Annotated in this window: 21 protein-coding genes, 1 tRNA gene and 2 pseudogenes; 12 read left to right on the top strand and 12 right to left on the bottom strand. The window is 61.9% G+C overall.

Going from position 1 to position 23,430, the window contains the following annotated elements; all coding sequences use genetic code 11:
* Positions 1-12: 12 nt before the first annotated feature.
* Together LJY18_RS00210 and LJY18_RS00205 are read right to left on the bottom strand one after the other, a co-directional pair.
* The gene (locus tag LJY18_RS00210) at positions 13-615 is read right to left on the bottom strand and encodes a PilZ domain-containing protein (RefSeq protein ID WP_238039708.1); all 603 of its coding nucleotides are present in this window, start codon (positions 613-615) and stop codon (positions 13-15) included.
* A gap of 69 nt (positions 616-684) precedes the next feature.
* Entirely contained in the window at positions 685-1,131 is a 447-nt protein-coding gene (locus LJY18_RS00205; RefSeq protein WP_238039707.1) for a PAS domain-containing protein, read from the bottom strand.
* Between the two features lie 112 nt (positions 1,132-1,243).
* Between LJY18_RS00205 and LJY18_RS00200 the strand changes: the two genes are divergently transcribed.
* The 6 genes from LJY18_RS00200 (at position 1,244) to LJY18_RS00175 (ending at position 6,024) form a co-directional block, all read left to right on the top strand.
* Positions 1,244-1,696: a flavodoxin gene (locus LJY18_RS00200; RefSeq protein ID WP_238039706.1), complete on the top strand. Its 453-nt coding sequence runs from the start codon at positions 1,244-1,246 to the stop codon at positions 1,694-1,696.
* A gap of 163 nt (positions 1,697-1,859) precedes the next feature.
* On the top strand, positions 1,860-2,642 hold the full coding sequence (locus LJY18_RS00195; RefSeq protein ID WP_238039705.1) for a class II aldolase/adducin family protein: 783 nt from the start codon (positions 1,860-1,862) through the stop codon (positions 2,640-2,642).
* On the top strand, positions 2,639-3,550 hold the full coding sequence (locus tag LJY18_RS00190; protein WP_238039704.1) for an alpha/beta fold hydrolase: 912 nt from the start codon (positions 2,639-2,641) through the stop codon (positions 3,548-3,550). The genes LJY18_RS00195 and LJY18_RS00190 overlap by 4 nt, the downstream gene beginning before the upstream one ends.
* Complete coding sequence (locus tag LJY18_RS00185) at positions 3,528-4,058, top strand: DUF1569 domain-containing protein (RefSeq protein WP_238039703.1); 531 nt, start codon at positions 3,528-3,530, stop codon at positions 4,056-4,058. Before LJY18_RS00190 ends, LJY18_RS00185 begins: the two co-directional genes overlap by 23 nt.
* Positions 4,059-4,167: 109 nt before the next feature.
* Entirely contained in the window at positions 4,168-5,079 is a 912-nt protein-coding gene (locus tag LJY18_RS00180) for an SDR family oxidoreductase (protein ID WP_238039702.1), read from the top strand.
* A gap of 177 nt (positions 5,080-5,256) precedes the next feature.
* Positions 5,257-6,024 carry a crotonase/enoyl-CoA hydratase family protein gene (locus LJY18_RS00175; RefSeq protein ID WP_238039701.1) on the top strand — a complete coding sequence of 256 codons (768 nt, stop codon included), beginning with the start codon at positions 5,257-5,259 and terminating at the stop codon, positions 6,022-6,024.
* A gap of 64 nt (positions 6,025-6,088) precedes the next feature.
* Here LJY18_RS00175 and LJY18_RS00170 read toward each other — a convergent pair whose 3' ends face one another.
* Positions 6,089-7,627: a sigma-54-dependent transcriptional regulator gene (locus tag LJY18_RS00170; RefSeq protein ID WP_238039700.1), complete on the bottom strand. Its 1,539-nt coding sequence runs from the start codon at positions 7,625-7,627 to the stop codon at positions 6,089-6,091.
* 216 nt (positions 7,628-7,843) lie between these two features.
* On the opposite strand from LJY18_RS00170, the pseudogene LJY18_RS00165 reads away from it, so the two are divergent.
* Positions 7,844-8,056, top strand: a pseudogene (locus tag LJY18_RS00165) (malonate decarboxylase subunit alpha); the annotation flags it as partial.
* Here LJY18_RS00165 and LJY18_RS00160 read toward each other — a convergent pair.
* The 3 genes and pseudogenes from LJY18_RS00160 to LJY18_RS00150 form a co-directional block, all read right to left on the bottom strand.
* Positions 8,029-8,301: pseudogene (locus LJY18_RS00160) on the bottom strand (helix-turn-helix domain-containing protein); the annotation flags it as partial. The pseudogenes LJY18_RS00165 and LJY18_RS00160 sit on opposite strands and share 28 nt — an antisense overlap.
* Before the next feature lie 22 nt (positions 8,302-8,323).
* The gene (locus tag LJY18_RS00155) at positions 8,324-8,632 is read right to left on the bottom strand and encodes an I78 family peptidase inhibitor (protein WP_238039699.1); all 309 of its coding nucleotides are present in this window, start codon (positions 8,630-8,632) and stop codon (positions 8,324-8,326) included.
* A 103-nt stretch (positions 8,633-8,735) separates the two neighbouring features.
* Positions 8,736-9,647, bottom strand: coding sequence for an EamA family transporter (locus LJY18_RS00150; protein WP_238039698.1), 912 nt, complete (start codon positions 9,645-9,647; stop codon positions 8,736-8,738).
* A gap of 250 nt (positions 9,648-9,897) precedes the next feature.
* On the opposite strand from LJY18_RS00150, the gene LJY18_RS00145 reads away from it, so the two are divergent.
* Entirely contained in the window at positions 9,898-10,557 is a 660-nt protein-coding gene (locus LJY18_RS00145) for a hypothetical protein (RefSeq protein WP_238039697.1), read from the top strand.
* Positions 10,558-10,770: 213 nt separating this feature from the next.
* Here LJY18_RS00145 and LJY18_RS00140 read toward each other — a convergent pair whose 3' ends face one another.
* From LJY18_RS00140 to LJY18_RS00125, 4 genes are read right to left on the bottom strand one after another with little or no spacing between them, the layout of a single operon-like run.
* Positions 10,771-11,487 carry an LrgB family protein gene (locus tag LJY18_RS00140; protein WP_238041080.1) on the bottom strand — a complete coding sequence of 239 codons (717 nt, stop codon included), beginning with the start codon at positions 11,485-11,487 and terminating at the stop codon, positions 10,771-10,773.
* Positions 11,487-11,849 carry a CidA/LrgA family protein gene (locus tag LJY18_RS00135; protein WP_238039696.1) on the bottom strand — a complete coding sequence of 121 codons (363 nt, stop codon included), beginning with the start codon at positions 11,847-11,849 and terminating at the stop codon, positions 11,487-11,489. Before LJY18_RS00135 ends, LJY18_RS00140 begins: the two co-directional genes overlap by 1 nt.
* The gene (locus tag LJY18_RS00130; protein ID WP_238039695.1) at positions 11,846-12,373 is read right to left on the bottom strand and encodes a DUF934 domain-containing protein; all 528 of its coding nucleotides are present in this window, start codon (positions 12,371-12,373) and stop codon (positions 11,846-11,848) included. Before LJY18_RS00130 ends, LJY18_RS00135 begins: the two co-directional genes overlap by 4 nt.
* Positions 12,370-14,040, bottom strand: a complete 1,671-nt coding sequence (locus LJY18_RS00125; RefSeq protein ID WP_238039694.1) for a nitrite/sulfite reductase — start codon at positions 14,038-14,040, stop codon at positions 12,370-12,372. The genes LJY18_RS00130 and LJY18_RS00125 overlap by 4 nt, the downstream gene beginning before the upstream one ends.
* Positions 14,041-14,348: 308 nt before the next feature.
* Between LJY18_RS00125 and ccoG the strand changes: the two genes are divergently transcribed.
* From ccoG to LJY18_RS00105, 4 genes are all read left to right on the top strand, one after another.
* Positions 14,349-15,764, top strand: coding sequence for a cytochrome c oxidase accessory protein CcoG (gene ccoG / locus LJY18_RS00120; RefSeq protein ID WP_238039693.1), 1,416 nt, complete (start codon positions 14,349-14,351; stop codon positions 15,762-15,764).
* A gap of 71 nt (positions 15,765-15,835) precedes the next feature.
* Positions 15,836-17,245, top strand: a complete 1,410-nt coding sequence (gene mapR / locus LJY18_RS00115) for a GntR family transcriptional regulator MpaR (RefSeq protein ID WP_238041079.1) — start codon at positions 15,836-15,838, stop codon at positions 17,243-17,245.
* A 561-nt stretch (positions 17,246-17,806) separates the two neighbouring features.
* Positions 17,807-19,420: a HamA C-terminal domain-containing protein gene (locus LJY18_RS00110; RefSeq protein ID WP_238039692.1), complete on the top strand. Its 1,614-nt coding sequence runs from the start codon at positions 17,807-17,809 to the stop codon at positions 19,418-19,420.
* A gap of 6 nt (positions 19,421-19,426) precedes the next feature.
* Entirely contained in the window at positions 19,427-21,571 is a 2,145-nt protein-coding gene (locus LJY18_RS00105; protein ID WP_238039691.1) for a DEAD/DEAH box helicase, read from the top strand.
* Between the two features lie 605 nt (positions 21,572-22,176).
* Here LJY18_RS00105 and LJY18_RS00095 read toward each other — a convergent pair.
* Together LJY18_RS00095 and LJY18_RS00090 are read right to left on the bottom strand one after the other, a co-directional pair.
* Positions 22,177-22,250, bottom strand: a tRNA-Gly gene (locus LJY18_RS00095).
* Positions 22,251-22,344: 94 nt separating this feature from the next.
* Positions 22,345-23,229, bottom strand: coding sequence for an alpha/beta fold hydrolase (locus LJY18_RS00090; RefSeq protein WP_238039690.1), 885 nt, complete (start codon positions 23,227-23,229; stop codon positions 22,345-22,347).
* Between the last annotated feature and the right edge of the window lie 201 nt (positions 23,230-23,430).

The following is a 23,430-nucleotide window of genomic DNA, read 5'->3' as shown; positions in this document are numbered from 1 at the left end:
GGGGCGCTAGCCCTAGTTGACCTCGGGGTGGAGGGCGCGGTGCTGCTGGAAAATAAACTGCTGCAAGCGCTCGCTGCCGCGTTTGTCGAGCGGGTCGAGTTGATAGGCGAGGAGCCCGTCAGAGGTTTTCCGAACCAGGTTGCCTTCAACGGTAATCGGCCTCTGCCCGGCGAGCGGCAGAATCAGTTTGAAGTGCTCGGGCGTGGCACGTTTGGTGCGGAGTTCGATCAGTAGCCCGTTGAGCGACAGTTCGTGTACCCACAGGCCGCTGGGTTTGGCATTGAGCTGGCGTAACGCAACCGGCGGGTCCAGCGGCAGGCGCCAGGCGCGGTTGGCAGGACCGTCTTCGAAAATCTGCGGAGTGCCAAGCTCAAGATGCTGAACCTGTTGCGCGTCCTCGACCAGGTGCGCGGTAAACGTCAGGCGCTGATTGGCGATGTGCGCCTCAATGGTCAGTTGTTCGTTGGCGGCACAGTAAGCGAGCAACTCTTTGAGCTGAGTACCGGCATCGACCAGCAAGTTAGGTGCGGGTTTGCGAGTTCTTGACCCAGGCTTGTTATGTAGGTGCTGGATAAAGTCCAGCTCCTCCTGGGTGAGTAACGGCTGGTCATGCATGGTCGAACCCTGCCTTAGTATATTGCCTCCGTTAAGACAATATAGTTCGCCATTGGTTGATGCTGGTGGTTAGTTTTTCAACTGAGCCAGTTCCGCACGCAGGGTCTCCAGTTCGGCTTCCAGTTCCTTGACCCGTTCCAGGGCTTGCATCTGCTCGGTGACATTCTTCTGGATGCCGATGTAGTAGGTCAGCTGATCAGCTTCGTTGAAGACCGGGGTGATCGACAATTCGTTCCAGAATGCGCTGCCGTCCTTGCGGTAGTTGCGGATGATCTGCCGGCAGGGGCGGTGGGCGTTCACTGCCTCGCGAATGGCGGCCAGACCAGGCTGGTCGCGGTCGTTGGCCTGCAGGAAGCGGCAATCCTGATAGAGGATTTCATCGCTGGCATAACCGGTGAGCCGTTCAAAGGCAGGGTTGGCATAGATGAGGATGTTGTCATCGCCCTCTTGCTCGGCAACCACAATGCCGTCGTTCGAAGCGTCGATCACCAGTTGCAGCAGTTTGGCGTTGATCATGAGGCGATTCCTAGGCTCTGTCTGCTGCATTCTAAAACATCCGGACGCGCTGTCTACTTGCGGCATAATGCCCGCCGTTTCAGACTGTGTTCTGCATGTTTCGGAGTTATTTATGAAAATCGCCATCCTTTCCGGTTCGGTCTATGGCACCGCCGAGGAAGTCGCCCGGCATGCCGAGCAGCTGTTGAAAAATGCCGGTTTCGACGCCTGGCACAACCCGCGCGCCGGCCTGGCCGATGTCCAGGCGTTTGCCCCCGACGCCTTTCTGGTGGTGACCTCGACCACCGGCATGGGCGAGCTGCCGGATAACCTGCAGCCTCTGTATTTCGCCATCCGCGATCATCTGCCGGCGTGGAGTGGCCTGCCCGGCGGGGTGATCGCCCTGGGTGACTCCAGCTACGGCGACACCTTCTGCGGTGGTGGCGAACTGGTGCGCGAGTTGTACTCTGAACTGGGTATTCGCGAGGTGCTGCCGATGTTGCGTCTGGACAGCAGCGAGAGCGTCACGCCGGAAAGCGATGCCGAGCCCTGGCTGGCCGAGTTCATGGCGGCGCTGCAGGGCTGACGGAAACACGTGGGCATGTGCTGATCGCTGCGCCTCACCCGGATCGCCCTGGCGCCAACAAGGCCCGCTCGGTCACTAAGCTGGCTGCCAGGGCAACTCACGTCTGCCGCATCCCTCGCTAGACTCCTTGGCATTGATAACAACAAGTGCCGAGGTGTATGCCATGACCGCCGATCAAGTTCTGCCGACTCCCACCCTCAAGGGCCAGGTGTCTGCCGCCGAATGGCAGACCCGCGTCGATCTGGCGGCCTGCTACCGGCTGATCGCCCTGTATGGCTGGGATGACCTGATCTTCACCCACATCTCGGCCAAGGTGCCTGGCAGCGAAGAGTTCCTGATCAACCCCTACGGCCTGATGTTTCACGAGATCACCGCCTCCAGCCTGGTGAAGATCGACCTGGCTGGCAACAAGCTGATGGACAGCCCCTTCGATATCAATCCGGCCGGCTACACCATCCATAGCGCCGTGCACGAGGTGCGCCACGACGTGGCCTGCGTGCTGCACATCCACACGGCCGCCGGGATCGGCGTCTCCGCGCAGAAGCAAGGCCTGCTGCCGCTGTCGCAGCAGTCGTTGTTCGTCCTCGCCAGTCTGGCCTATCACGGCTACGAGGGGGTGGCGCTGAACCATGACGAGAAGGCCCGGCTGCAGGCCGATCTGGGCGACAAGAACTTCATGATCCTGCCCAATCACGGCCTGCTCACCGCCGGCGGCAGTATCGCCGATGCCTTCCTGATGATGTTCATCCTGCAGCGCGCCTGCGAGATTCAGGTGATGGCGCAGAGTGGCGGCGCCGAACTGATCCAGATCCCGCAGCAGATTCTCGACGGTGCCAGGGCGATGGTCGCCGGGGTGATGAAGAGCCCCACGGGCATGGGCGGCGCGCTGCCGTGGCCGGCACTGCTGCGCAAGCTCGACCAGCAGATGCCGGGTTACGCCGAGTGACGGGGCTGGCAGGCATTGCCCTGGCGGACTGGCGCGGCCAGGGCCGGGACTTCACATTTCGCGGCCATGCCATGCGCTACTGGACGGCGGGCGCGGCAACTGCCGCGCCCCTGCTGCTGATCCATGGCTTTCCCACCGCCAGTTGGGATTGGCATTACCTGTGGACGCCGCTGAGCCAGCATTACCGGCTGATCGCCTGCGACATGCTCGGCTTCGGTGATTCGGCCAAACCTCGCGGGCATGCATACAGCCTGCTGGAGCAGGCCGACCTGCAGCAGGCGCTGCTGGCGCACTTGGGTATTCAGGATCCGGTACATGTGCTGGCGCATGACTATGGCGACAGCGTCGCCCAGGAATTGCTCGCCAGGCACCATGAGGGCCACCTGCAGCTGGCCAGCTGCGTGTTCCTCAATGGCGGCCTGTTCCCCGAGACCCATCACCCGGTGCTGGTGCAGAAGCTCTTGCTCAGCCCAATCGGCCCGCTGATTGGCCGCTTGTTCAGTCGGCAGAAGCTGGCGGCCAATTTTGCCCAGGTGTTCGGTCCGCAGACCCAGCCGAGTGCCGAGGAGCTGGATGACTTCTGGAGCCTGATCAGCCACAACGATGGGCCAGGGGTGATGCACCGGCTGATCCGCTACATGCCCGAACGCCGGGTGCAGCGGGAGCGCTGGTTGGCGGCGATGCAGCAGGGCGGGGTGCCGTTGCGGCTGATCGATGGCGCGGTCGACCCGATCTCCGGGGCGCATATGCTGGCGCGTTACCGCGAACTGATCCCAGCGCCCGACACTGTGTTGCTCGAGGGCATCGGCCACTACCCGCAAACCGAGGCGCCAGCCTTGGTCTTGCAGCATTATCTGGCCTTTCGCCAGGCTTTGGATTGCCCTGATGAACAGACGACAGCTGGTTAAATTCGCGGCCTTGAGTGGTGTGGTGGGCATCGGGGCAGGCTACTGGGCCTTGCCGGCCGGCGAAGCACCAGGGGCCCTCAGCCTGCAGGGTGCGCAGCAGGTATTGAACGGTCTGTTGGATAAGCGCTTGGTCAGCCTCAAGGGCTGGAGCCCGGCCGAGGTGTTCAACCACTGCGCACAAAGCATCGAGTATTCCATCAGCGGATACCCGGCGCTCAAGCCCGCCTGGTTCCGCCATAGCGTCGGACCGCTGGCGTTCAGTGCGTTCGCCGCCCGTGGGGCCATGCGTCACCCACTGGATGAGGCCATTCCTGGCGCGGCACCGCTGAGCGCGCCGACCACCCAGGCGCTGGCGCTAGAGCGGCTGCAGCAGGCATTCGCCGACTTCGCCAGCCATCAGGGCGAGTTGCAGCCACACTTCGCCTATGGCGCTCTGAGCCATGCCGACTATGTCCAGGCCCATGTGCTGCATCTGTACAATCACCTGAGCCTGATCCGCCTGGCTTGATCATCCCGCAGCCTTATCGAGCACCATTCAGCGCTGGGCGTCTTCATTGTGACCGGCGTGCAGCTGCTGGACACTTGAGCCATTGCCAACCTGCCAAGGAGCTCACCGCATGAGCGAAGCCATTAGTTTCCAAGACCAAGTCGTGATCGTCACCGGTGCCGGTGGTGGCCTGGGTCGCGCCCATGCCCTGCTGTTCGCCAAACATGGCGCCAAGGTAGTGGTCAACGATCTCGGCGGTAGCACCCATGGCGAAGGCGCCAACGCCTCGGCCGCTGCCAAGGTGGTCGAGGAAATCCGCGCCGCCGGCGGCACCGCGGTAGCCAATCATGACTCGGTGACCGACGGCGAGAAGATTGTCCAGCACGCCCTGGACGCCTTCGGCCGTATCGATGTGGTGGTCAACAACGCCGGCATCCTGCGTGACAAGACCTTCCACAAGATGGACGACACCGATTGGGATCTGGTCTACAAGGTCCACGTCGAAGGAGCCTACAAGGTGACCCGCGCCGCCTGGCCGCATATGCGCGAGCAGGGCTATGGCCGCATCATCTTCACCGCCTCCACGTCCGGCATCTACGGCAACTTCGGCCAGTCCAACTACGGCATGGCCAAGCTCGGCCTCTATGGTCTGACCCGCACCCTGGCCATCGAAGGGCGCAAGAACAACATCCTGGTCAACGCCATCGCCCCCACGGGCGGTACGCGCATGACCGAAGGGCTGATCCCGCCGCAGATATTCGAGCAGCTCAAGCCCGAGCTGGTCAGCCCGCTGGTGGTTTACCTGGCCAGCCAGGCCTGTGAAGAAACCTCCGGCCTGTTCGAGGTCGGTGGCGGCTGGATCGGCAAGACCCGCTGGGAGCGCAGCCTGGGCGCCGGTTTCGACCCGCGTGCCGGCTTCAGCCCGGAAGACGTGGCCGATCATTGGCAGCAGATCTGCGACTTCGACGGCGCGGTGCACCCGGCCGACAATATCGAGGCCTTGCAGGAGATGATGAAGCACCTGCAGCAATACACCTCCTGATCGCGCCAGTCTGGCGGGGGATTCGGCCAAGAGGCTGATTTTCCCGGCGCAGAGTTTTAAGGTGAAGGCCGGCTAAATGCCGGCCTTTGTCGTTTCAGGACGCGGCAGCAATAAGGCTCTCGGCGGCGCGGGCGTCGCCCCGCGCCTGTGGTTTTCCTTGAACACGGAGATTTGCTCATGAGCGTTATCGTCGAGCACGACGGCCCGGTCACCACCCTGATCATCGACCGCGCCGAGGTGCGCAACGCCGTCGACCGGCCGACCGCCGAGGCCCTGGCCGCCGCCTTGCGCGCGTTCGAGGCGGACCCGCAGGCGCGGGTCGCCGTGCTCGCCGGCGCCGCAGGGACCTTCTGCGCCGGTGCCGATCTGGGCGCAGTGGCCGCAGGCGGCGGGCGCGCCAATCGCCTGGAGCCTGAGGGCGACGGCCCCATGGGCCCGAGCCGCATGCAACTGAGCAAACCGCTGATCGCCGCCATCGAAGGCCATGCGGTGGCCGGCGGCCTGGAACTGGCGCTGCTCGCCGACCTGCGGGTGATGGCCGCGGACGCCGTGCTCGGGGTGTTCTGCCGCCGTTTCGGCGTGCCGCTGATCGACGGCGGCACCGTGCGCCTGCCACGGATCATCGGCCAGGGCCGCGCGCTGGACCTGATCCTCACCGGCCGTGCGGTATTGGCCGAGGAAGCGCTGGCCATCGGCCTGGTCAACCGTGTCGTGGCGGCCGGTACGGCATTGGCCGCCGCTCAGCAGCTGGCCCGGCAGCTCGCCGACTTTCCGCAGCACTGCCTGCTGGCCGACCGCGCCAGCGCCTATGCGCAGTGGAACCTGCCCTTCGCTGCAGCCATCGCCAACGAATTCAGCGGCGGCCTGGCGGTGCTCGAAAGTGGCGAAGCCCAGGCCGGCGCGCAGCGTTTCAAGGCGGGGCAGGGGCGTCACGGCGCGTTCTGATGCTCGTACCCGCGGGAGCGGCCGGGCGGCGCTGCGCTTTAGCCGCGGAGGGCTTACTCAGCCCTCAACCCTTGCCGGAAATTCCGTACTTGCGCAGGCGCATGGCGATGGCGCTGTGCGAGGTATGCAGGCGCGCGGCCAGTTGCCGGCTGGAGGGGTGGCTGAGGTAGAGCTTTTCCAGCAGGGCCTTCTCGAAACCGGCCACGGCGGCTTCCAGGCTGACGATCTCGCCTTCGGACAGTTGGGGGGCTACGGCGGTGCTGGCGATGTCCAGGTCATCGATCTGCACCAGATTGCTTTCGCAGATGGCGGCGGCGCGGAAGATCACGTTCTGCAGCTGACGCACGTTGCCCGGCCAGCGGTTGCCGAGCAGGGCCGGGTAGGTGTCCGGCGCCAGGCGGCAGGGCAGGCGTTGAATCTGCTTGCAGGCATGCTGCATGAAGTGGCGGGCCAGCAGCAGGATGTCCTGGCCGCGTTCGCGCAGGGGTGGCACTTCCAGGTTGAGCACGTTGAGGCGGTAGAACAGGTCTTCGCGGAAGGCGCCTTCGCCGACCATCTGTTCCAGGTCGCGGTGGGTCGCGCTGAGGATGCGCACATTGACCTTGACCTCACGCTCGCCACCGACCCGGCGGAAGGTGCCGTCACTGAGGAAGCGCAGCAGCTTGGCCTGCAGATAGGGTGACATCTCGCCGATTTCATCGAGAAACACCGTGCCCTGGTTGGCCAGTTCCAGCAGCCCCGGCTTGCCGCCGCGCTGTGCCCCGGTAAAGGCCCCGGGGGCATAGCCGAACAGCTCGCTTTCGGCGAGATTTTCCGGCAAGGCCGCGCAGTTCAGCGCCAGGAAGGGGGCGCTGTTGCGCGCGCTGATGGCGTGGCAGCCACGCGCCACCAGCTCCTTGCCGGTGCCGGTTTCGCCCTGGATCAACAGCGGCGCATCGAGGCTGGCGACGCGCAGGGCGCGGGTCTTCAAGGTGCGGATCGGCAGCGACTCGCCGAGCAGCGAATCGAAGCCTTCGACATGGTCGTGGTGCAGGGCCGCCAGCCGCGCACCGATGCGACTTGGCTCATACAGGGTGAGCAAGGCGCCAGCGAGCCGGCGCTGCCCGCTATCGACCGCTTCACTGATCGGCGTGGCGTCCAGCAGCAGGGCCTGGCCGTTGAGGGTGACTTCGCGTAGCGGCAGGCGGAACTGTTGCTCCAGCAGGGCATTCAGCAAGGCCGGATCGGTGAACAGTTCACCCAGCGACAGGCCTTCCACGTCACGCCCGCAGAGGGCGATCAGCGCCGGGTTGGCCAGCAGCACGCGGCCTGCGCTATCCACTGCCAGCACCGGGTCGGTCATCGCCGCGAGCAGTGCGTCGAGCTGCAGATGCCGGCGCTGGCCGGGCAGGATGTCGACGATGGTCACCGCCTGCACGCCGCGCACCTTGAACAGCGCTTCGCGCAGCTCGTCGAGCACCGCGGCACTCAGGGTTGGCGCGTCGATATAGACGTTCGGCGGCACCATCTCCACCGCATCCAGGTTGAGATTGCGCCCACCAAGCAGGGCCAGGACTTCCTGGGTGATACCAACGCGGTCGATAAAGCTGACGTGGATGCGCATACGGGCGTGGAACCGGCTCCATTACAAGGGCAACAGTATGCCCGGTCTGGATGGCTTAGTTAACCGAGCGCCGGTTTTCACGCTCACACATGGCCGCTAGGCGCGGTGCTAGAGCAATCGTTAACCTGAGCGTAAGAATGCCGCCGTGTGCTTGATTGATGGCAGTCAGTCGCGCTCCTAAGGTGCTCCCACGACAGCGGAACTCGTGGAGTCAGCATGACAACAACAATATCCCCACCGCCGCAATGGTCGCGTCGTCGCGCTGAAAAAGCCCGACGTCTCGATCAGGTGCGCAGCCTCGCCGATGGCGTGGTCCTGCCCAGCGACAAGATAGTCGCGGCGCTCGAAGCCTTGATCGCTCCCGGCGATTGGGTGGTGCTCGAAGGCAACAACCAGAAGCAGGCGGACTTTCTCTCGCGCACGCTGTCGAGCACCTCCTGGACCAGCTTCAGCGCCCGCTCCTCCAGCACATAGGCACTTTTCAACGGGAGCAGGTTGCGCCCCTCGTGCTTGAACCGCGGGCAGCGCAGGGCGCTTTCCAGCGAATGCATGGCGCGATGCACGCTGACCGAACTGGTCTCCAGATCGGCCGCCGCCCGCGCCAGGTTGCCGCTACGCATAAAGCCCAGAAAGATTTCCAGCTTCTTCAGGGTCAACTCTTCCTCTATCAGCATGGTGCGGGCGAGGGTTAACGGTTCAGCCGCAGCTGATCCGCTCGATCACTTCGGCCTCGTCGATATCGATATTCAGGCGCCGCGAGTTGTAGTCCAGGGTCACCGCATCGCCGGGGGCGAGTACGCGAACGCTGTGCGCACCGGCCTGCTGGCGCGCCTGTTTAACCTGTTCGGCGGTCGCGGTCTTGCCCAGCATGCCTTGCACCGCCTCGGCGTTGCAGGTGCCGCTGGGGCTGGCCGGTTGTCCCGGTGTCTTGGCGCTGTCTACTGAGCTGCAACCGGCCAGTACTACGAGCAGGGCCAGGGTGCAGGGAAGTTGTATGCGATACATGGTGTGGTCCTTGGGTCGGGCGCCTGGCGGCGCACTGAATTGATTGCTGTTGATCCGACGCCGATAGGGGGCGTGTGCTCCTCTGCACTGGGATCAGTGCGGCTTATGGATGTTTGCGATAGGTCAGCAGCACGATACCGCTGATGACTATCACTCCGCCAACCATCTGGGTATGGCTCAGCACTTGTCCCAGGATCACCCAGCCCAGCAGCAGGGTCGCCACCGGCTCGACATTCATCACCGGGGCGTTACGCATCATGTCCAGCCGCGGCATGCAGACGAATAGCAGGGTAAAGCCCACGCCGTAGAGCAGCGCCAGCACGCCCAGGGCGATCCAGCCGGTCTGCGCCGCCGGCAGCGTCACAGCGCCCGGCAGCAGGTCGCTGGTACCGGCCACTAGCGCACTGCTGAAGACGATCAGCATGGTCAGCATGCTGCGCAGCGAGCCGCGCAGGGTCGACAGCTTATGCTCGGTGAGCCACAGCGCACTGGCGAAGGCGCAGGCGCCACAGAATGCCAGGCCGATGCCCAGCAGCCACTCGGCGCTGACCTCTTCACTGGCACTCAGGCGTGCCGGCACGTCGAGGGCGAACAGCAGGCCGAACAGGATCATGCCCATCAGCCAGGCCGTGCGACGGGTCGGTGGCGGACCGCCGAGCGCCCAGTTGAGCAGGGCCAGGATGATTGGAAAGGTATTGGCCGCGAGCAGGGCCAGGGCCACCGGAATCCGCGCCACCGCCGAATACAGGCACAGGCTCTGGATGGCGATCAACAGGCCCATCAGCAGTTGCCAGCGCCAGGCTCCGGGTGGCAGGCGCAGCGGTTGTCGTTGCCAGGCGACGAGGGCGCTGAGCACCAGCAGGGTCACCCCGGAACGGCAGAGAATCGCCAGCAGTACGCCGGCTTCGTTATCGAAGGCGATGCGTGCAGCGATATGGTTGCCGGCGAAGGAACAGGCGAGTAAGGCCAGTAGCAGTACGGCCAGGTGGCGGGGAAACGGCGTAGGGGCAGACATGAGCGCGCTGACACTTCCTGGGCAGATTCGGCGCGAACTCCGCGCCCGGGACAGGGTACAGCAGCCGCCGGTCGGCGTTGTTGCCGGGTCTGTGTTCCCGTGCGGTAGCGCCTCAGCAGTAGCCATGACAGCCAGCATGGCGCGACGGATGGTGGCGTGCTGGATGCGCACCGTCGATGCCACTCATCTAGGCTTCAGCCTGTCCATCACACGCTGGTTCGGGGGAGCCGATTTCGCAGGAGACACGCACATGCACACGATGACTCGCACACTCGTCCTGCCGGCGGCCCTGCTGGCCTTGGCCTGCAGTTTCGCCAGTCAGGCCGAGCAAGCCGACATGACCTTCTTCGTCACCAGCGAGGGATCGGGTCAGGGCGCCAATTTCGGTGGCCTGGCGGGCGCCGACGCGCACTGCCTGAAGCTGGCCGGTGCCGTCGGGGCCGGCCAGCACACCTGGCACGCCTACCTCAGCACTAGCGCCAGCGATGGCGCGGCGGCGGTCAACGCCCGTGATCGCATCGGCAAGGGGCCCTGGCAAAACGCCAAGGGGGTGGTCATCGCCAAGGATGTCGCGCAACTGCATGGCGACAACCATCTGGCCAAGGACACTGCCCTGGACGAACACGGCGCGCCGATCAAGGGCCGTGGTGACACGCCGAACATGCACGACATCCTCACCGGCTCCCAGGCCGACGGCACGGCGTTCGCCGCGGGCGAAGACCTCACCTGCGGCAACTGGACCAGCAGCGGTGAGGGCTCTGCCCAGGTCGGCCACCATGACCGCATGGGCTTGCGCGACGACGCGCCGTCGCGCTCCTGGAATTCCTCGCACCCCACGCGGGGCTGCAGCGATGAAGGCCTGAGGAGTACCGGCGGGGCGGGGCTGTTGTACTGCTTTGCCGTGGACTGAGGCGGATGCCAGCGGGCCGGCCGAGGGTGCTGGCCGTCCTGGCAGGGGCGAGCAGCGCATGGTTGAGCCGGCTTGGCTGCGCGCCGCTCGAATCGACCCGGGCCCTGCGCTCAAACGAGCCTGCCGCGCGGTTATTTGCATTAGGTGGCCATTGTGACCATTCGGATTTAGAGCGCTGAGCGACTACTACGCGCACGTGACCGGACGGTGCATTCAGAGCCAGCTCATGGCCAATGGCAGCAGGACTGCCGTGAGCACACCGAGCAGGCTCATCGCCAGCGCCGCAAAAGCACCGGATTCCTCGCCTTCCTCCAATGCCCGAGCCGTGCCAATGGCGTGAGCGTTGATCCCATAGCTCAGCCCGCGGGCCGCCGGATGGTCGACCCCGGCCCAGCGCAACAGCAGCGGACCAAGAGCCGTCCCTATGACACCCGTGAGCATCACAAATACCGCGGCCAGGGGCACGATGCCGTCCAGCTGTTCGGTTACCAGCATGGCGATGGGCATGGTCACCGACTTGGTCGACAGGGTCATCAGCACCGGCACTCGAGCACCAAGACCATGGGCGATCAGCACGGTCAGCAGTACCGTTAGCGCCCCGCCGATCAGGACCGTCAGCAGGATCGGCAATACCAGCAGGCGAATGCGTTTCAGGTTGTGGTACAGCGGCACCGCCAAGGCCACAGTCGCAGGGCCGAGCAGCAAGGCGATGGGCGCGGCGCCCTGGCGATAGGTGGTGTAATCCAGGCCGCTGGCGAACAACCCCGCCACCACCAGCAACATGGCGACCATTACCGGTTGCAGCAGCAACCAGCCGCTGCGCCGATACAGCCAGAGCGCCAACTGGAAGGCCACCAGGGTCAAACCCAAGGCAAACAACGGATGGCTGACCAGGGCGCGGCATACCGTCTGCAGTTCCAGAAGATTGATCAAGGTTCCGCCGCCTTACGCTCAATGCGCCGGGTCAGGTGCTGCATCAGCCAGCCGCAGAAGGGGATGGTCACCAGCAACGACAGCACCAGGGCCGCAGCGATTGCCAGGCCGTCTTCGCGCAGGGCATCGCCCGCCAGCATGATGCCGGCGGCCGGAACCACCAGCAGCAGTGGCAGGTAGTTGAGCAGGCCACTGGCCGCCTGGTTCAGCGGCTCATCCACCTTGCCGCGCATGAGCAAGTAACCGAACAACAGCAGCATGCCGATCACGGCGCCCGGCAGCATGGGCAGCCACAAGGCGCTCAGCAGGTTGCCCACCAGTTGCAGCGCCAGCAGCCAGGTCAGCCCTTTAAGCATCAAGGGGCCTCACCCGCACTGCGGCGACGGAACAACGGCCGTGGCTCGATGGCCGAGCGGCCGTAGAGCACGCTCATCCCCGCCAGGCCCTTGAGCGCGTCCTCGGCGGATCTGTCCGCACGCACCGCAAAGGCATCGAAACCGCACTGGCGCATATGGCTGAGCTGGTCGCGCAGCACATCGCCGAGCGCGCGTAGCTCGCCGGTCCAGCCCAGCCGCGTGCGCAGCAGGTAGGCCTGGCTGTAACCACGGCCATCGCGAAAACTGGGGAATTCGATGGCGATCAGCGGCAGCACCGGCAGATAAGCAGCAATGCTTTCGACCTCGTCGTCCGGGCTCAGGCAGATGCCGTCCAGGCTAAAGCGCTCGCCCTTGAGCGTGGCCTCATCCTGCCGCGCCAGCCAGGCCGCCAACGGCAGGATCAATGGGCCGATGGGCCGGGGCTGGGTCGGCTCGCGCACCCATTGCCAGGGATCATCCGCAACCAGTCGGGCCTGGCCAGCGTACAGACGAATCAGGTTGTTCATGCCGGCACCTGCGCCTGGCGATACACCTGCTGCTTGAACGGTTCGAGGCCGATGCGCTGCACGGTATCGACGAAGCGCTCGTCGGCCTCGCGGTAGTCGCGGTAGGTCTTGACCAGGCCGTCGATGACCTCGGGGATTTGCGCCGCGCTGAACGCGGGGCCAATCACCTTGCCCAGGGCGCTGGCCTTGCCCTGGGAGCCGCCGATGGTCACCTGGTACCACTCGCTGCCGTTCTTATCCACGCCGAGGATGCCGATATTGCCGATATGGTGGTGGCCGCAGGCATTCATGCAGCCGGAAATGTTCAGGCTCAGCTCACCCAGGTCGTGCAGGGCGTCGAGGTCGGCGAAGCGCTGCTGGATCGACTGGGCAATCGGGATCGACTTGGCGTTGGCCAGGGAGCAGTAGTCGCCGCCGGGGCAGGCGATGATGTCGGTCAGCAGGCCGATATTGGCGGTGCCCAGGCCATGGCTCAGGGCGCGCCGGTAGAGGGCATGCAGATCGGCTTTGCGCACATCCGGCAGCACCACGTTCTGTTCGTGGGCGATGCGGATTTCGCTGAAGCCGTAGTCGTCGGCCAGGTCGGCGATCGCGTGCATCTGCGTCGAGGTCACGTCCCCGGGCGGCGAACTGGGCCCGGGTTTGCTCGACAGCACCACCGAGGCATAGCCCGCCACCTTGTGCGGTCGCACGTTGCGCGACGCCCAGCGGGCAAAGGCGGCGTCGCGCGCCAGGGCGCTGCCGTAGTCGAGATCGGCGTCATTCAGGCTGGCGTAGGCCGGGGCGTCGAAGGCCGCCGCGACCCGCTGATACTCCGCTTCGGTCAACTCCGCCGGGCCGTCCTTGATGTGCTGCCACTCGGCCTCGACCTCCTTGGCGAAGGCTTCGATACCCAGGGCCTTGACCAGTATCTTGATCCGCGCCTTGTACTTGTTGTCGCGTCGGCCGTGACGGTTGTAGACCCGCAACACCGCCTCGACATAGGACAGCAGGTGCTGCCACGGCAAGCCCTCGCGGATCTGCTGGCTGAGGATCGGGGTGCGGCCCAGGCCGCCGCCGACCATCACCCGCAGCAGCAGTTCGCCGGCCGCGTCGCGGTACAGGTACAGGCCGATGTCGTGCATCATCACGGCCGCGCGGTCTTCCTGCGCCGCGCACAGGGCGATCTTGAACTTGCGCGGCAGGTAGAGAAATTCCGGGTTGACCGTCGACCACTGGCGGAGGATTTCCGCCAACGGCCGGGGGTCGAGCAGCTCGTCCGCGGCGACCCCGGCAAAGGCCTCGGTGGTGATGTTGCGCACGCAGTTACCGGAGGTCTGGATGGCGTGCATCTCGACCTCGGCCAGCCGTTCGAGGATGTCGCCAACCTGTTCCAGTTCGATCCAGTTGAACTGGATATTCTGCCGGGTGGTGAAGTGCCCGTAATCGCGGTCGTAGTCCTTGGCGATGCCCGCCAGGGTGCGCAGTTGTCGCGCCGACAGGGTGCCGTAGGGAATCGCCACGCGCAGCATGTAGGCATGCTTTTGCATATACAGGCCGTTCTGCAGGCGCAGCGGCAGAAACTCTTCCTCGCTCAACTCGCCGCTGATGCGCCGCGCGATCTGGTCGCGAAACTGCGCCACGCGCTCGCGCACCAGGGCGCGGTCGTAGTCGTCGTATTGGTACATGGGCCACCTCGTCAGAACTGATCGCCGGCCGCACGCTGCCTGCAGCGGGCTGACCGTGTGCCTGCAACTATGGCGGGCAGGCGCTCGACAAAACAGCCTCAGGTAAACCTGAAAAAACCGGATCAGATAGGCCGTAAATCTGTCGCCGCATTGGCTGCAGGCTGATCTGCTGCTGACAGAAAAGGGTTTGCAGCTGCGACAACCTGTCCAGCTGATCCGCTTTTTATTGGAAAATCTGAGTCTGTTATCGATACATGCCTGGGCCGATGATGCGTCGCACCTGATTGCAGCCAGACGAGGCTCAGCCCATGAGCGAACGTATCCCCGCCACGGTCATCGACACGATCGACCCACGCCGCCCCATCCAGTTGACGCCGGCCAAAGCCGGCGGCCCTATCCATACCCGCAGCTTCACCGGTCTGTTCCGCTCGCTGCGCCTGTATGGCGCCGGCGCGCTGTTCCTGCTGTTCTTCGGCACCGCCTGGCTGGACTGGGGCGGGCGCCAGGCCGTGCTCTGGGACCTGGGCAACAGCCAGTTCCATATCTTCGGCGCGACCTTCTGGCCGCAGGATTTCGTCCTGCTCTCGGCGCTGCTGATCATTGCCGCCTTCGGCCTGTTCTTTATCACCGTGTTCGCCGGCCGGGTCTGGTGCGGCTACACCTGTCCGCAAAGCGTGTGGACCTGGGTCTTCATGTGGGTGGAAAAGGTGACCGAGGGCGAGCGCAACCAGCGCATCAAGCTCGACGCCGCGCCCTGGTCGGTGGACAAGCTGCTGCGTCGGAGCGCCAAGCACGGCCTGTGGCTGGCAGCCAGCCTGGTCACGGCGCTGGCCTTCGTCGGCTACTTCACCCCGGTGCGCGAACTGGTGGCGGACCTGTTCACCTTCAACCTGGGTGCCACCACGGCCTTCTGGCTGTTGTTCTTCACCGCCGCCACCTACCTGAATGCCGGCTGGCTGCGCGAGCAGGTGTGCCTGCACATGTGTCCCTACTCGCGCTTCCAGAGCGTGATGTTCGACGACAACACCCTGATCGTTTCCTACGACGCGGCTCGCGGCGAGAGTCGCGGGCCGCGCAAGAAGGACAGCGTGCCGCAGCTCGAAGGCCTCGGCGACTGCATCGATTGCACGATCTGCGTGCAGGTGTGCCCGACCGGTATCGACATCCGCGATGGCCTGCAACTGGACTGCATCAGCTGCGGGGCCTGCATCGATGCCTGCGACACCGTCATGGACAAGATGGGTTATGCCTCGGGCCTGATCCGCTACACCTCCGAGCGCGCCTTGGCCGGCGGCAAGACCCAGCTGCTGCGGCCTCGCCTGGTCGGCTACGCGGCCATGCTGCTGGTGATGATCGCCGCCTTCGTCTGGGCCCTGGACCAGCGCGCCCTGGTGTCGCTGGACGTGACCAAGGACCGTGGCCTGTTCCGGGAAAACCAGCAGGGACAGATCGAGAACATCTACCGTCTCAAGGTCATCAACAAGACCCAGCAGGCACGCCACTACAGCATCTCCCTGGCCGACAGCGAGGGCTTCGAGCTGCAGGGCCAACGCCAGCTGGCCCTGGCCCCCGGCGAGATCGTCGATGTGCCGGTCAGCGTCGTCCTGGTCGCCGAGCACGCCGCCAGCGTGTCGCAGCCGCTGTATTTCGCGGTGTCCGATAGCGCCGAGCCGACGCAGCGGGTCACCGCCAAAAGTGCGTTTGTCGCGCCGCTCAATCGCTAGGGAATCGCATGAACAGTCGTCAGCCCGTAGAGTATGAGGTTCCATTTACCGAGCGTCTGGGCCTCGACACGATGAAGCGCTACGAGAAGTTCGCCGCCGAAATTGCCGAACTGGTGCGCAGCGGCGTATTGGCTCCCGGGGAGAAAGTGCCCTCGGTGCGCCACGCCAGCCGCACCTACGGGATCAGCCCATCCACGGTATTCCAGGCCTACTACCTGCTGGAAAGCCGCGGCCTGCTGGTCGCCCGGGCGCGCTCCGGCTACTTCGTCCGCGAACATGCGCAGCGCAGCCTGGCCGAGCCGGACATCGGCGTGACCCAGGCGCACACCACCGAGGTGGATGTCAGCGAACTGGTGTTCTCGGTGCTCGGCTCGCTGAAGGACCCGAACACCGTGGCCTTCGGCTCGGCCTTTCCCAGCCCCGACCTGTTCCCCCTGCAGCGCCTGGCCCGCTCCATGGCGCACAGCGTGCGCGACATGCCGGCCCACGCGGTGATCGCCGACATGACCGAAGGCAATCCCAACCTGCGCCGGCAGATCGCCCTGCGCTACATGGTCAGCGGCGTGATGCTGCCGCTGGAGGAGCTGGTGATCACCACCGGCGCCATGGAAGCGCTGAATCTGTGCCTGCAATGCGTGACCCAGCCCGGCGACCTGGTGGCCATCGAATCGCCGGCCTTCTACGCCACCCTGCAGGTGCTGGAACGGCTCAAGCTCAAGGCGGTGGAAATCCCCGTGCACCCGCGCGAAGGCATCGACCTGGACAGCCTGGCCCGCAGCCTGGAACAGCTGCCGATCAAGGCCTGCTGGTTCATGAGCAGCCTGCAGAACCCCCTCGGTGCGAGCATGAACGAGGCGAAGAAGCGTGACCTCTATGAACTGCTGCACCGTCATCAGGTGCCGCTGATCGAAGACGACGTCTACGCCGAGCTGTACTTCGGCACGCAGCCGCCCAAACCGGTGAAGAGCTTCGACCGCGACGGCCTGGTGATGCACTGCGGTTCGTTCTCCAAGTGCCTGGCCCCGGGCTACCGGGTCGGCTGGGTGGCGGGCGGGCGCTATGCCGAGCAGATCAGCCGGCTCAAGCTGATGACCACCATCTCGCCCTCGGTGCCGGCCCAGGCCGCGCTGGCCGACTATCTGCAGCACGGCGGCTACGACCGTCACCTGCGCAAGCTGCGCCATGCCCTGGAAACCCAGCAGGCCTCGATGCTCGCCTCCGCCGCCCGACATTTTCCGGCCAGCACGCGGGTGACCCGGCCCAGCGGCGGCTATTTTCTCTGGTTCGAGTTCCCCAAGCAGGTCGACACACTGCAACTGTTCCAGCTCGCCCTGGCCCAGGGCATCAGCCTGGCCCCCGGGCCGATCTTCTCGGCCACCCGGCGTTTCGGCAACTGCGCGCGCTTGAACTACGGCCACCCCTGGAACGCCCAGAGCGAGCAGGCGATGGCCGTGCTTGGACGCATCATCGAGTCCTTCTGAGCCGCGACAAGAGTCTGTTTTCGTTCAACGGCAATAACGCGGTGTCCTGCGCTGCAACAGCGAGGCAGGCACCTGGCTGGGACACAGCCGTGCAATCACACCGATAGCCATACATGACCGAGAGGGATTGAAAGAGGCCGTTCAAACGCACGAAAACCGGCTCAATGGCCGGTTTTCAGGGTTTTTAACTGCATGCGTGGGAATGTGGAAATAGAGGACTGGAGCGAGTGAAGGGAATCGAATCCTGTTGCAGCCTTGGTAATCGATGACCTACGTTGTCCAAAGCTGGCTGTTTGGCGGCTCCTGATTTCTTGGTTCTGATCAGTTGTGGCCTTCCCAAATCAGTGATTTCGACACTCTCTCGACACATTGGACTACCCCCCGCTCTGGTAAGCATCCTCGGCCTTATCTTGGGCTCCACGACTGTGATGAGATAGCGAACAGGGATAGTCGGCCAATTGCCATTAGTGGTAGCTTTCGCATCAACACGTGCGTCAGCTACCCCTGAGTGGGCTTAGCAGGCCGACGTAATCGGCTCGACTCAAGCAATACAGGGACGTCATGGTGCGTATCAATACCCCATCAAACAAAGGGGGGCCTGCGGCAAGGCAAGGTTTCAAGTATCAAGATCACGTTGCCGTTTCCTTCATATTGAAGATGGTCCGCGATAACCGTTATCAGCAGGTCGAGTGTGAGACTGCTGACGACATCGTGCTGGTCTCTCACCAGTCTGGTGAGACGGTTAACGAATATATTCAGGTCAAAACGACTGAGGGTGACAGCAAGTGGAACCAGAGTGAAGCAACCGCTCTGGACAAAGGCCGGGCTGACACTTCGTTACTTCAGAAGTCACTACTGTGTGACTGCCGTCCTGGAAAAGCTCTGTTCCGAATGGTCACCAAGCGCGACACCGCCAAAGCTTTGAGTTGCTTCAAACTAGAAATTGAAAAGCGAACTCTGCCTGACCTTGCGACCAGCCGTGGGGCTGTCCTTGCTAAGACGCTCAAGAATACACGTTCACCTATGGGGCGGGATTTTTGTTATTGGGTAGATAGTTTTGTGTGGCAAGTCTGTGGCGATGTGGACGCGCTGGAGTCGGTGAATTTACGCAAACTGGCAGAAATTATTGATCTTCAAGGTTCTTGGCCCACACACAAACAACAGCAGGCAATCTATGCCGAGTTTCTGGGCTGGGCAGATGATGCGGCAACTGCAAACGTCATCTCCGAACCTGCACAAAAAGTCATTACGCGCGCCGCTGCCATGGATCGCCTCAATGCACTCCTGGCGGCGGCTGATAGCAAAAACGTCGCATACTCGAAGCCTTATAAATCCAAGCCTCCTCCTTTTCTCGTCGAGTTCCATACCGCAACAGAGGAGGGGTTGCTACGCAGCCTAACAGGGTACGATGTCCAGTATGATTTTGGTGAGTGGAGGCATAGGGAACTCGCTGAGCATTTGGTTCAGTGGCTTCCCGAGTTTTGTCTGCAAGCCAGCGAGATCGTGAATTTTCAGGTTCACCATGCTCAGACGATTTTGGCAAAGGCGATTGCTACGTTTACTCAGAATGGTATGGAGCGCGATAAGCTAATTGCTGAACTGATTCTGCATGTGATCCTGAGAAATAAAGAAAATAGTGAGCCGATTGCCTGCAAAGTGTTTTTTGCCTCAAATACAGGGTTGTCTGAATTTGGGAACGCCCATATTGTTCAGCGCTCGGGTGAGGGTGATCAACTTTGGCTGGGGTTGTCGAGGATGATTACAGTCGGAACCATGGCCCAGACTATGGCTCAAGTTTGCAGCACGTTGGATTCCACAATTAACAAAGCCGCAATGACCAACGAGCGCGATATCATCATCTCACTGCGCGAGCCGAATCACCTTCGCTCCAATTCGGATGATTTTAATAGAGCATTGGAACGAAATGCGCCTGCCGAAGAGATGCTGAAGGTGTTGTGCTTCCCTGTGTTACTGGCTTACGACAGTGATGCTTTATCCTCTGGATACCTCTCTGACTATGTTGATCGACTGAAGCACGAGATCAATGATCACTACAGTTCATTGAAAGCCCAACTGCCAAAAAAAATGGATCAAATCCGAATCGCAGTGTTTCTTGTGCCTCTCGAAAGCATCCAGAACTTGATCAAAGAGTTCAACTCACGTTGCAGGGTTTAGGCTGACATGAGATATGAAGTAGTTAAGGAGCGACTCGAACAGCTCGGTGAAGATTCAAGTTCAAGGATCGAGCTTCTCCAAGCTATCAGCGTTGCCGTGAACCGGGGGAACCCAGAGTGGGAAGGGCGAGACCTCGTCATCCGTGCGCTCGATAAATTCGCCTTGTTTGATGAAGTTGAGCAATCCCTGCTGCTGAGCATGATCCGTGCGGTGGGGCTATTCCCTTACATCACTCCTTACCTCGATGAAATATCGATTTCAGATCGCCTGGCCTACGAGGTGCATCGGGTGGATGGAGTTGAAGCAGGCATGGTCTTTCACCGACTCCAGGCTCATGTGTTCAGCTTGCTAATGCAAGGACGTAACGTCGTGCTGAGTGCATCCACAAGCGTCGGCAAAAGCCTGGTGATAGACGCCATTCTGGCCCAGGAAAAATTTCATAAGGTCGTGGTCATCGTTCCAACCATTGCCTTAATCGACGAAACGCGACGACGTCTAGTCAAGCGTTTCAAACAGAGATGTAACGTCATCACGCATCCGACACAGGAAGCCGACGCCGCACGCGTGAACGTCTATCTGCTGACCCAGGAGAGAGTCCTCCAGCGTGACGATCTACAGGACGTCGGTTTTTTCGTTGTCGATGAATTCTACAAGCTTGACCTGTCCAGCGACTCGGAGGCTGGCAGCCGTGCGATTGATTTGAGTCTGGCTTTCCACAAGCTGGCGAGACAAGGGGCGCAGTTCTACTTACTCGGCCCTCATATCCAAAACATTCACGGTCTCGACGCTTACGAGTACAATTTCATCCCCTCGAATTTTTCGACAGTGGCTGTTGATGTTGAGCATTTCAATCTGCCAACCAACGGAGATGCGCGCAAGGACAAGCTTTTAGAGCTCTGCCGAAAAATTACTACCCCTACCCTCATCTATTCTCAGTCGCCGGCAAGCGCGAACAAAATCGCACAGATACTTATCGAGAGAGGCGGGTTTTCGCCGCTCGCGCAGACCCAAGATATTGCTGAGTGGATCGCGAAGGAGTACCACCCACAATGGAACGTCGCCAAGGCCATATCGCTCGGAATCGCCATTCACCATGGCGGCGTACCTAGGGCTCTGCAGCAGTATTTTGTGAAGCTCTTCAACGAGGGCACGATCAAGCACATCATTTGCACATCTACGATGATAGAAGGGGTCAATACCTCGGCAGAAACCGTCATCATATATGACCGTAGGGTTAGTAATACTCCGTTCGATTTCTTCACCTTCAAGAATATATCTGGCCGCGCAGGTCGAATGAATCGCTACTTTATCGGCAAGGTTTATATGCTTGAGGCGCCGCCGGCAGAAAAAGATCTCACCGTGGACTACCCGATCGGACTACAGAACGAAGACTCGCCTATGGGGCTTTTGATGAAGCTAGAGCCGGAGTACCTCACGGAGATCTCCCGCCAACGGCTGGACAGAGCGTACGCCACACCGTTGCTGTCAACAGCCACCCTCATCGAAAATCGGCATATCCCGGTTGACCGGCAGATAGAGATCGCCGAATCAATCATCAGAAACCTGGCAGTGAGTTGGCGGATGCTCACCTGGAAAGGAAACCCCGAACAAAACCAGCTCGAATACGTGTGTACCCTGGTCTGTGATCACCTTCAAACCAAGCTAATGGATTATGGAATCATCTCAGGCCCTCAGCTCGCCTTTCATATCAATTCCGTCCGAATGGAGAAAAATTTCTCGGCGTATCTGCAGAACGCGATCGACACTAACCGAGCGGGCACCACTGCGAGCGAAGCCATCAACCTCCGGCTCAAGTTTATCCGTAATGTTTTGTGCTACCGACTTCCTCGCGATTTCATGGCTATCAGCAAGATCCAGGCGGATGTTTTCACCCAACGCAACATTGAGCCAGGAGACTTCAGTTTCTTTTCTGAGCAGATGGAGAACCTTTTCCACGACCCCTTACTGACGGCGCTGGACGAATATGGGATTCCCACGCAGGTCTCGATGCGGATTAAAAATTCTATTTTTCCATCTGATAACCTGAATGAGCTACTGAACAAGTTGCGGCACTTGGCGAGCCGTCTGGATAGGATGCCGCTGTCCCCGTTTGAGCGGAATATTATGAAGTGGGCGATTGCCGAGATGTAGCCCTGCGGCTCTAGCAGGGGGATTACCGGCATTGTTACAACAATTTATCTCTGTCTTCATGCTTCAACTGGCATCTAGCCTCCCGTCGGGCGGGCTTTTGAACCTCCCGTTTCGACACTTATTCGCCAGCAGCAAATCGCAGAAACGAAAAAGCCCCCTTTCCCTGGGTCATGCCTCGCTGAGTATGACGCTGCGCTATGCGCACCTCGCCCCCGAGCATCTGAATGCTGCGATCAGGTTAGGGCCGCTGGCTGGCTCCAGATTTCGTCCTGACAGTCGGAGTTCAAGGCCGTTTCCGCCTGGACTCTATATAGAAGGTTGAGTGTGTGCGTAGTGGCACCACAGAAAGTGAAGGACGCAGTCATGGCTAAAGGTAGCAGCGGTGCAAAAGATGGGGGTGGTGGCGCTAAGGGCAAGCGTTCAGGTGGGCGAGGCCCATCGAGTCACCCTGGGCCGGGTGGGAACTGGCCGGGTACAACGGGGAAGTCGGGGTAATGCAGCCCCTTCGAAGTCGGGTGGCTAGGCGTTGGGTTAGCGCGTTTCGCCAGCAGCACATCGCAGAAACGAAAAAGCCCCGTCAGTACAGGGCTTTAGCTTGAACAATCTGGAGCGGGCGAAGGGAATCGAACCCTCGTTATCAGCTTGGGAAGCTGGAGTAATGCCATTATACGACGCCCGCTTGGGGGAGCCTTTATACCGGAAGTCGCGGCTGAAATGAAGTCCGCATCGAGTCATTTTTACTGCGGCTCGATGCGGACGGGCCTGGGTGTGGTTCATACGGCCAGCGCATGCTGCATGTCGAGCGGCGCGCGGTAGCCGGTTTGGCGCTGCGGTTGACTCTGCAGGAAGCTCAGCAGTACTTCGCTGCTTTGCTGCCAGGCGGCCTTGTGTTCCATGTCGAGGAAGTGCCCGGCATTGTCGATGATGGCGAATTTGCAATCATTGAGGTGCTCGGCGAATACGCGCACGTCTTGTGCCGAGGTGTATTCGTCGTGCTCGCCATTGACGAACAGCACGGGAATGTCGATGCCGGCCAGGCATTCCATCTCGCAATGGGTTTCCAGGTGCACGACCTGGTCGATATGGGCGTGCATCTGGCGGTATTCGTGATCGTCCAGGCTGCTGATGTGGCGATGGTTGAAGCGCTTGAACAGCGACGGCAGGTGCTTGCCGATGGTGTTGTTGACCAGGTGGCCAAGACCTACGCCATCCACGGCCTGCAGTGTGGCCATGCCTTTTTGCAGGTAGTCGAGCATCGGCGCATTGATCAGCGGCGAGAACGAGGCGATCACGGCTTTTTCGATGCGCGGCGGACGTTGCGCCAGGGCCAGCATGGCGGCGACGCCACCCCAGGAGAACGACTGCAGGTAGTCGGCTTTGAAGTGCTCGATCAGCTCCAGGAGGATGTGCGCTTCATCTTCCTTGGTCAGCGGCTGGTTGTGGATGTTGTGCGGCTTCGATTGGCCGGAGTAGGGCTGATCGTAGAGCACCACATTGAATTGGGTGTTGAGGTATTTGACCGTCTGCGCGAATGCGGCAGTGGTCGACAGTGACCCGTTGACCAGGATGATGGTCTTGCGGGCGCTGGGGCTGGAGTAAAACTCGGTGTGAACCTTGTAAGTTCCGTGTATGTCGACGACAGCGATGGTTGGCTGCATGTTGTTTCTCCAGGCGCAAAAATGTACTTGGCAAGCGGCGGGGCGGGGCCGATTACCGGGCAAGTAGGACAGATAGCAAAGCGCCTGGACATGACAAGCGAATGTCAGGCTGGAGGTTTTTATAAGAATTATTTTTCAATCGGTAAGGGCTGAAATAGAGCATCCGCACCAGCCTTAGCACGGGGCTGGAGAGATGTCGTG

The organism is Pseudomonas sp. MMS21 TM103 (assembly GCF_022132145.1).
In the GTDB taxonomy this organism is placed as follows: Bacteria; Pseudomonadota; Gammaproteobacteria; order Pseudomonadales; family Pseudomonadaceae; genus Aquipseudomonas.
This window is presented reverse-complemented; position numbering and strand designations above follow the sequence as displayed.

Bases quoted from the DNA above. Each gene is read 5' to 3' on its own strand.
- LJY18_RS00110 (WP_238039692.1), top strand. From the start codon at position 17,807: ATGGTGCGTATCAATACCCCATCAAACAAAGGGGGGCCTGCGGCAAGG.
- LJY18_RS00150 (WP_238039698.1), bottom strand. From the start codon at position 9,647: ATGTCTGCCCCTACGCCGTTTCCCCGCCACCTGGCCGTACTGCTACTG.
- LJY18_RS00105 (WP_238039691.1), top strand. From the start codon at position 19,427: ATGAGATATGAAGTAGTTAAGGAGCGACTCGAACAGCTCGGTGAAGAT.
- mapR (WP_238041079.1), top strand. From the start codon at position 15,836: ATGAAGCGCTACGAGAAGTTCGCCGCCGAAATTGCCGAACTGGTGCGC.
- LJY18_RS00155 (WP_238039699.1), bottom strand. From the start codon at position 8,632: ATGTATCGCATACAACTTCCCTGCACCCTGGCCCTGCTCGTAGTACTG.
- LJY18_RS00210 (WP_238039708.1), bottom strand. From the start codon at position 615: ATGCATGACCAGCCGTTACTCACCCAGGAGGAGCTGGACTTTATCCAG.
- LJY18_RS00145 (WP_238039697.1), top strand. From the start codon at position 9,898: ATGCACACGATGACTCGCACACTCGTCCTGCCGGCGGCCCTGCTGGCC.
- LJY18_RS00205 (WP_238039707.1), bottom strand. From the start codon at position 1,131: ATGATCAACGCCAAACTGCTGCAACTGGTGATCGACGCTTCGAACGAC.
- LJY18_RS00175 (WP_238039701.1), top strand. From the start codon at position 5,257: ATGAGCGTTATCGTCGAGCACGACGGCCCGGTCACCACCCTGATCATC.
- LJY18_RS00180 (WP_238039702.1), top strand. From the start codon at position 4,168: ATGAGCGAAGCCATTAGTTTCCAAGACCAAGTCGTGATCGTCACCGGT.
- LJY18_RS00125 (WP_238039694.1), bottom strand. From the start codon at position 14,040: ATGTACCAATACGACGACTACGACCGCGCCCTGGTGCGCGAGCGCGTG.
- LJY18_RS00200 (WP_238039706.1), top strand. From the start codon at position 1,244: ATGAAAATCGCCATCCTTTCCGGTTCGGTCTATGGCACCGCCGAGGAA.
- LJY18_RS00195 (WP_238039705.1), top strand. From the start codon at position 1,860: ATGACCGCCGATCAAGTTCTGCCGACTCCCACCCTCAAGGGCCAGGTG.
- LJY18_RS00090 (WP_238039690.1), bottom strand. From the start codon at position 23,229: ATGCAGCCAACCATCGCTGTCGTCGACATACACGGAACTTACAAGGTT.
- LJY18_RS00185 (WP_238039703.1), top strand. From the start codon at position 3,528: ATGAACAGACGACAGCTGGTTAAATTCGCGGCCTTGAGTGGTGTGGTG.
- LJY18_RS00130 (WP_238039695.1), bottom strand. From the start codon at position 12,373: ATGAACAACCTGATTCGTCTGTACGCTGGCCAGGCCCGACTGGTTGCG.
- ccoG (WP_238039693.1), top strand. From the start codon at position 14,349: ATGAGCGAACGTATCCCCGCCACGGTCATCGACACGATCGACCCACGC.
- LJY18_RS00170 (WP_238039700.1), bottom strand. From the start codon at position 7,627: ATGCGCATCCACGTCAGCTTTATCGACCGCGTTGGTATCACCCAGGAA.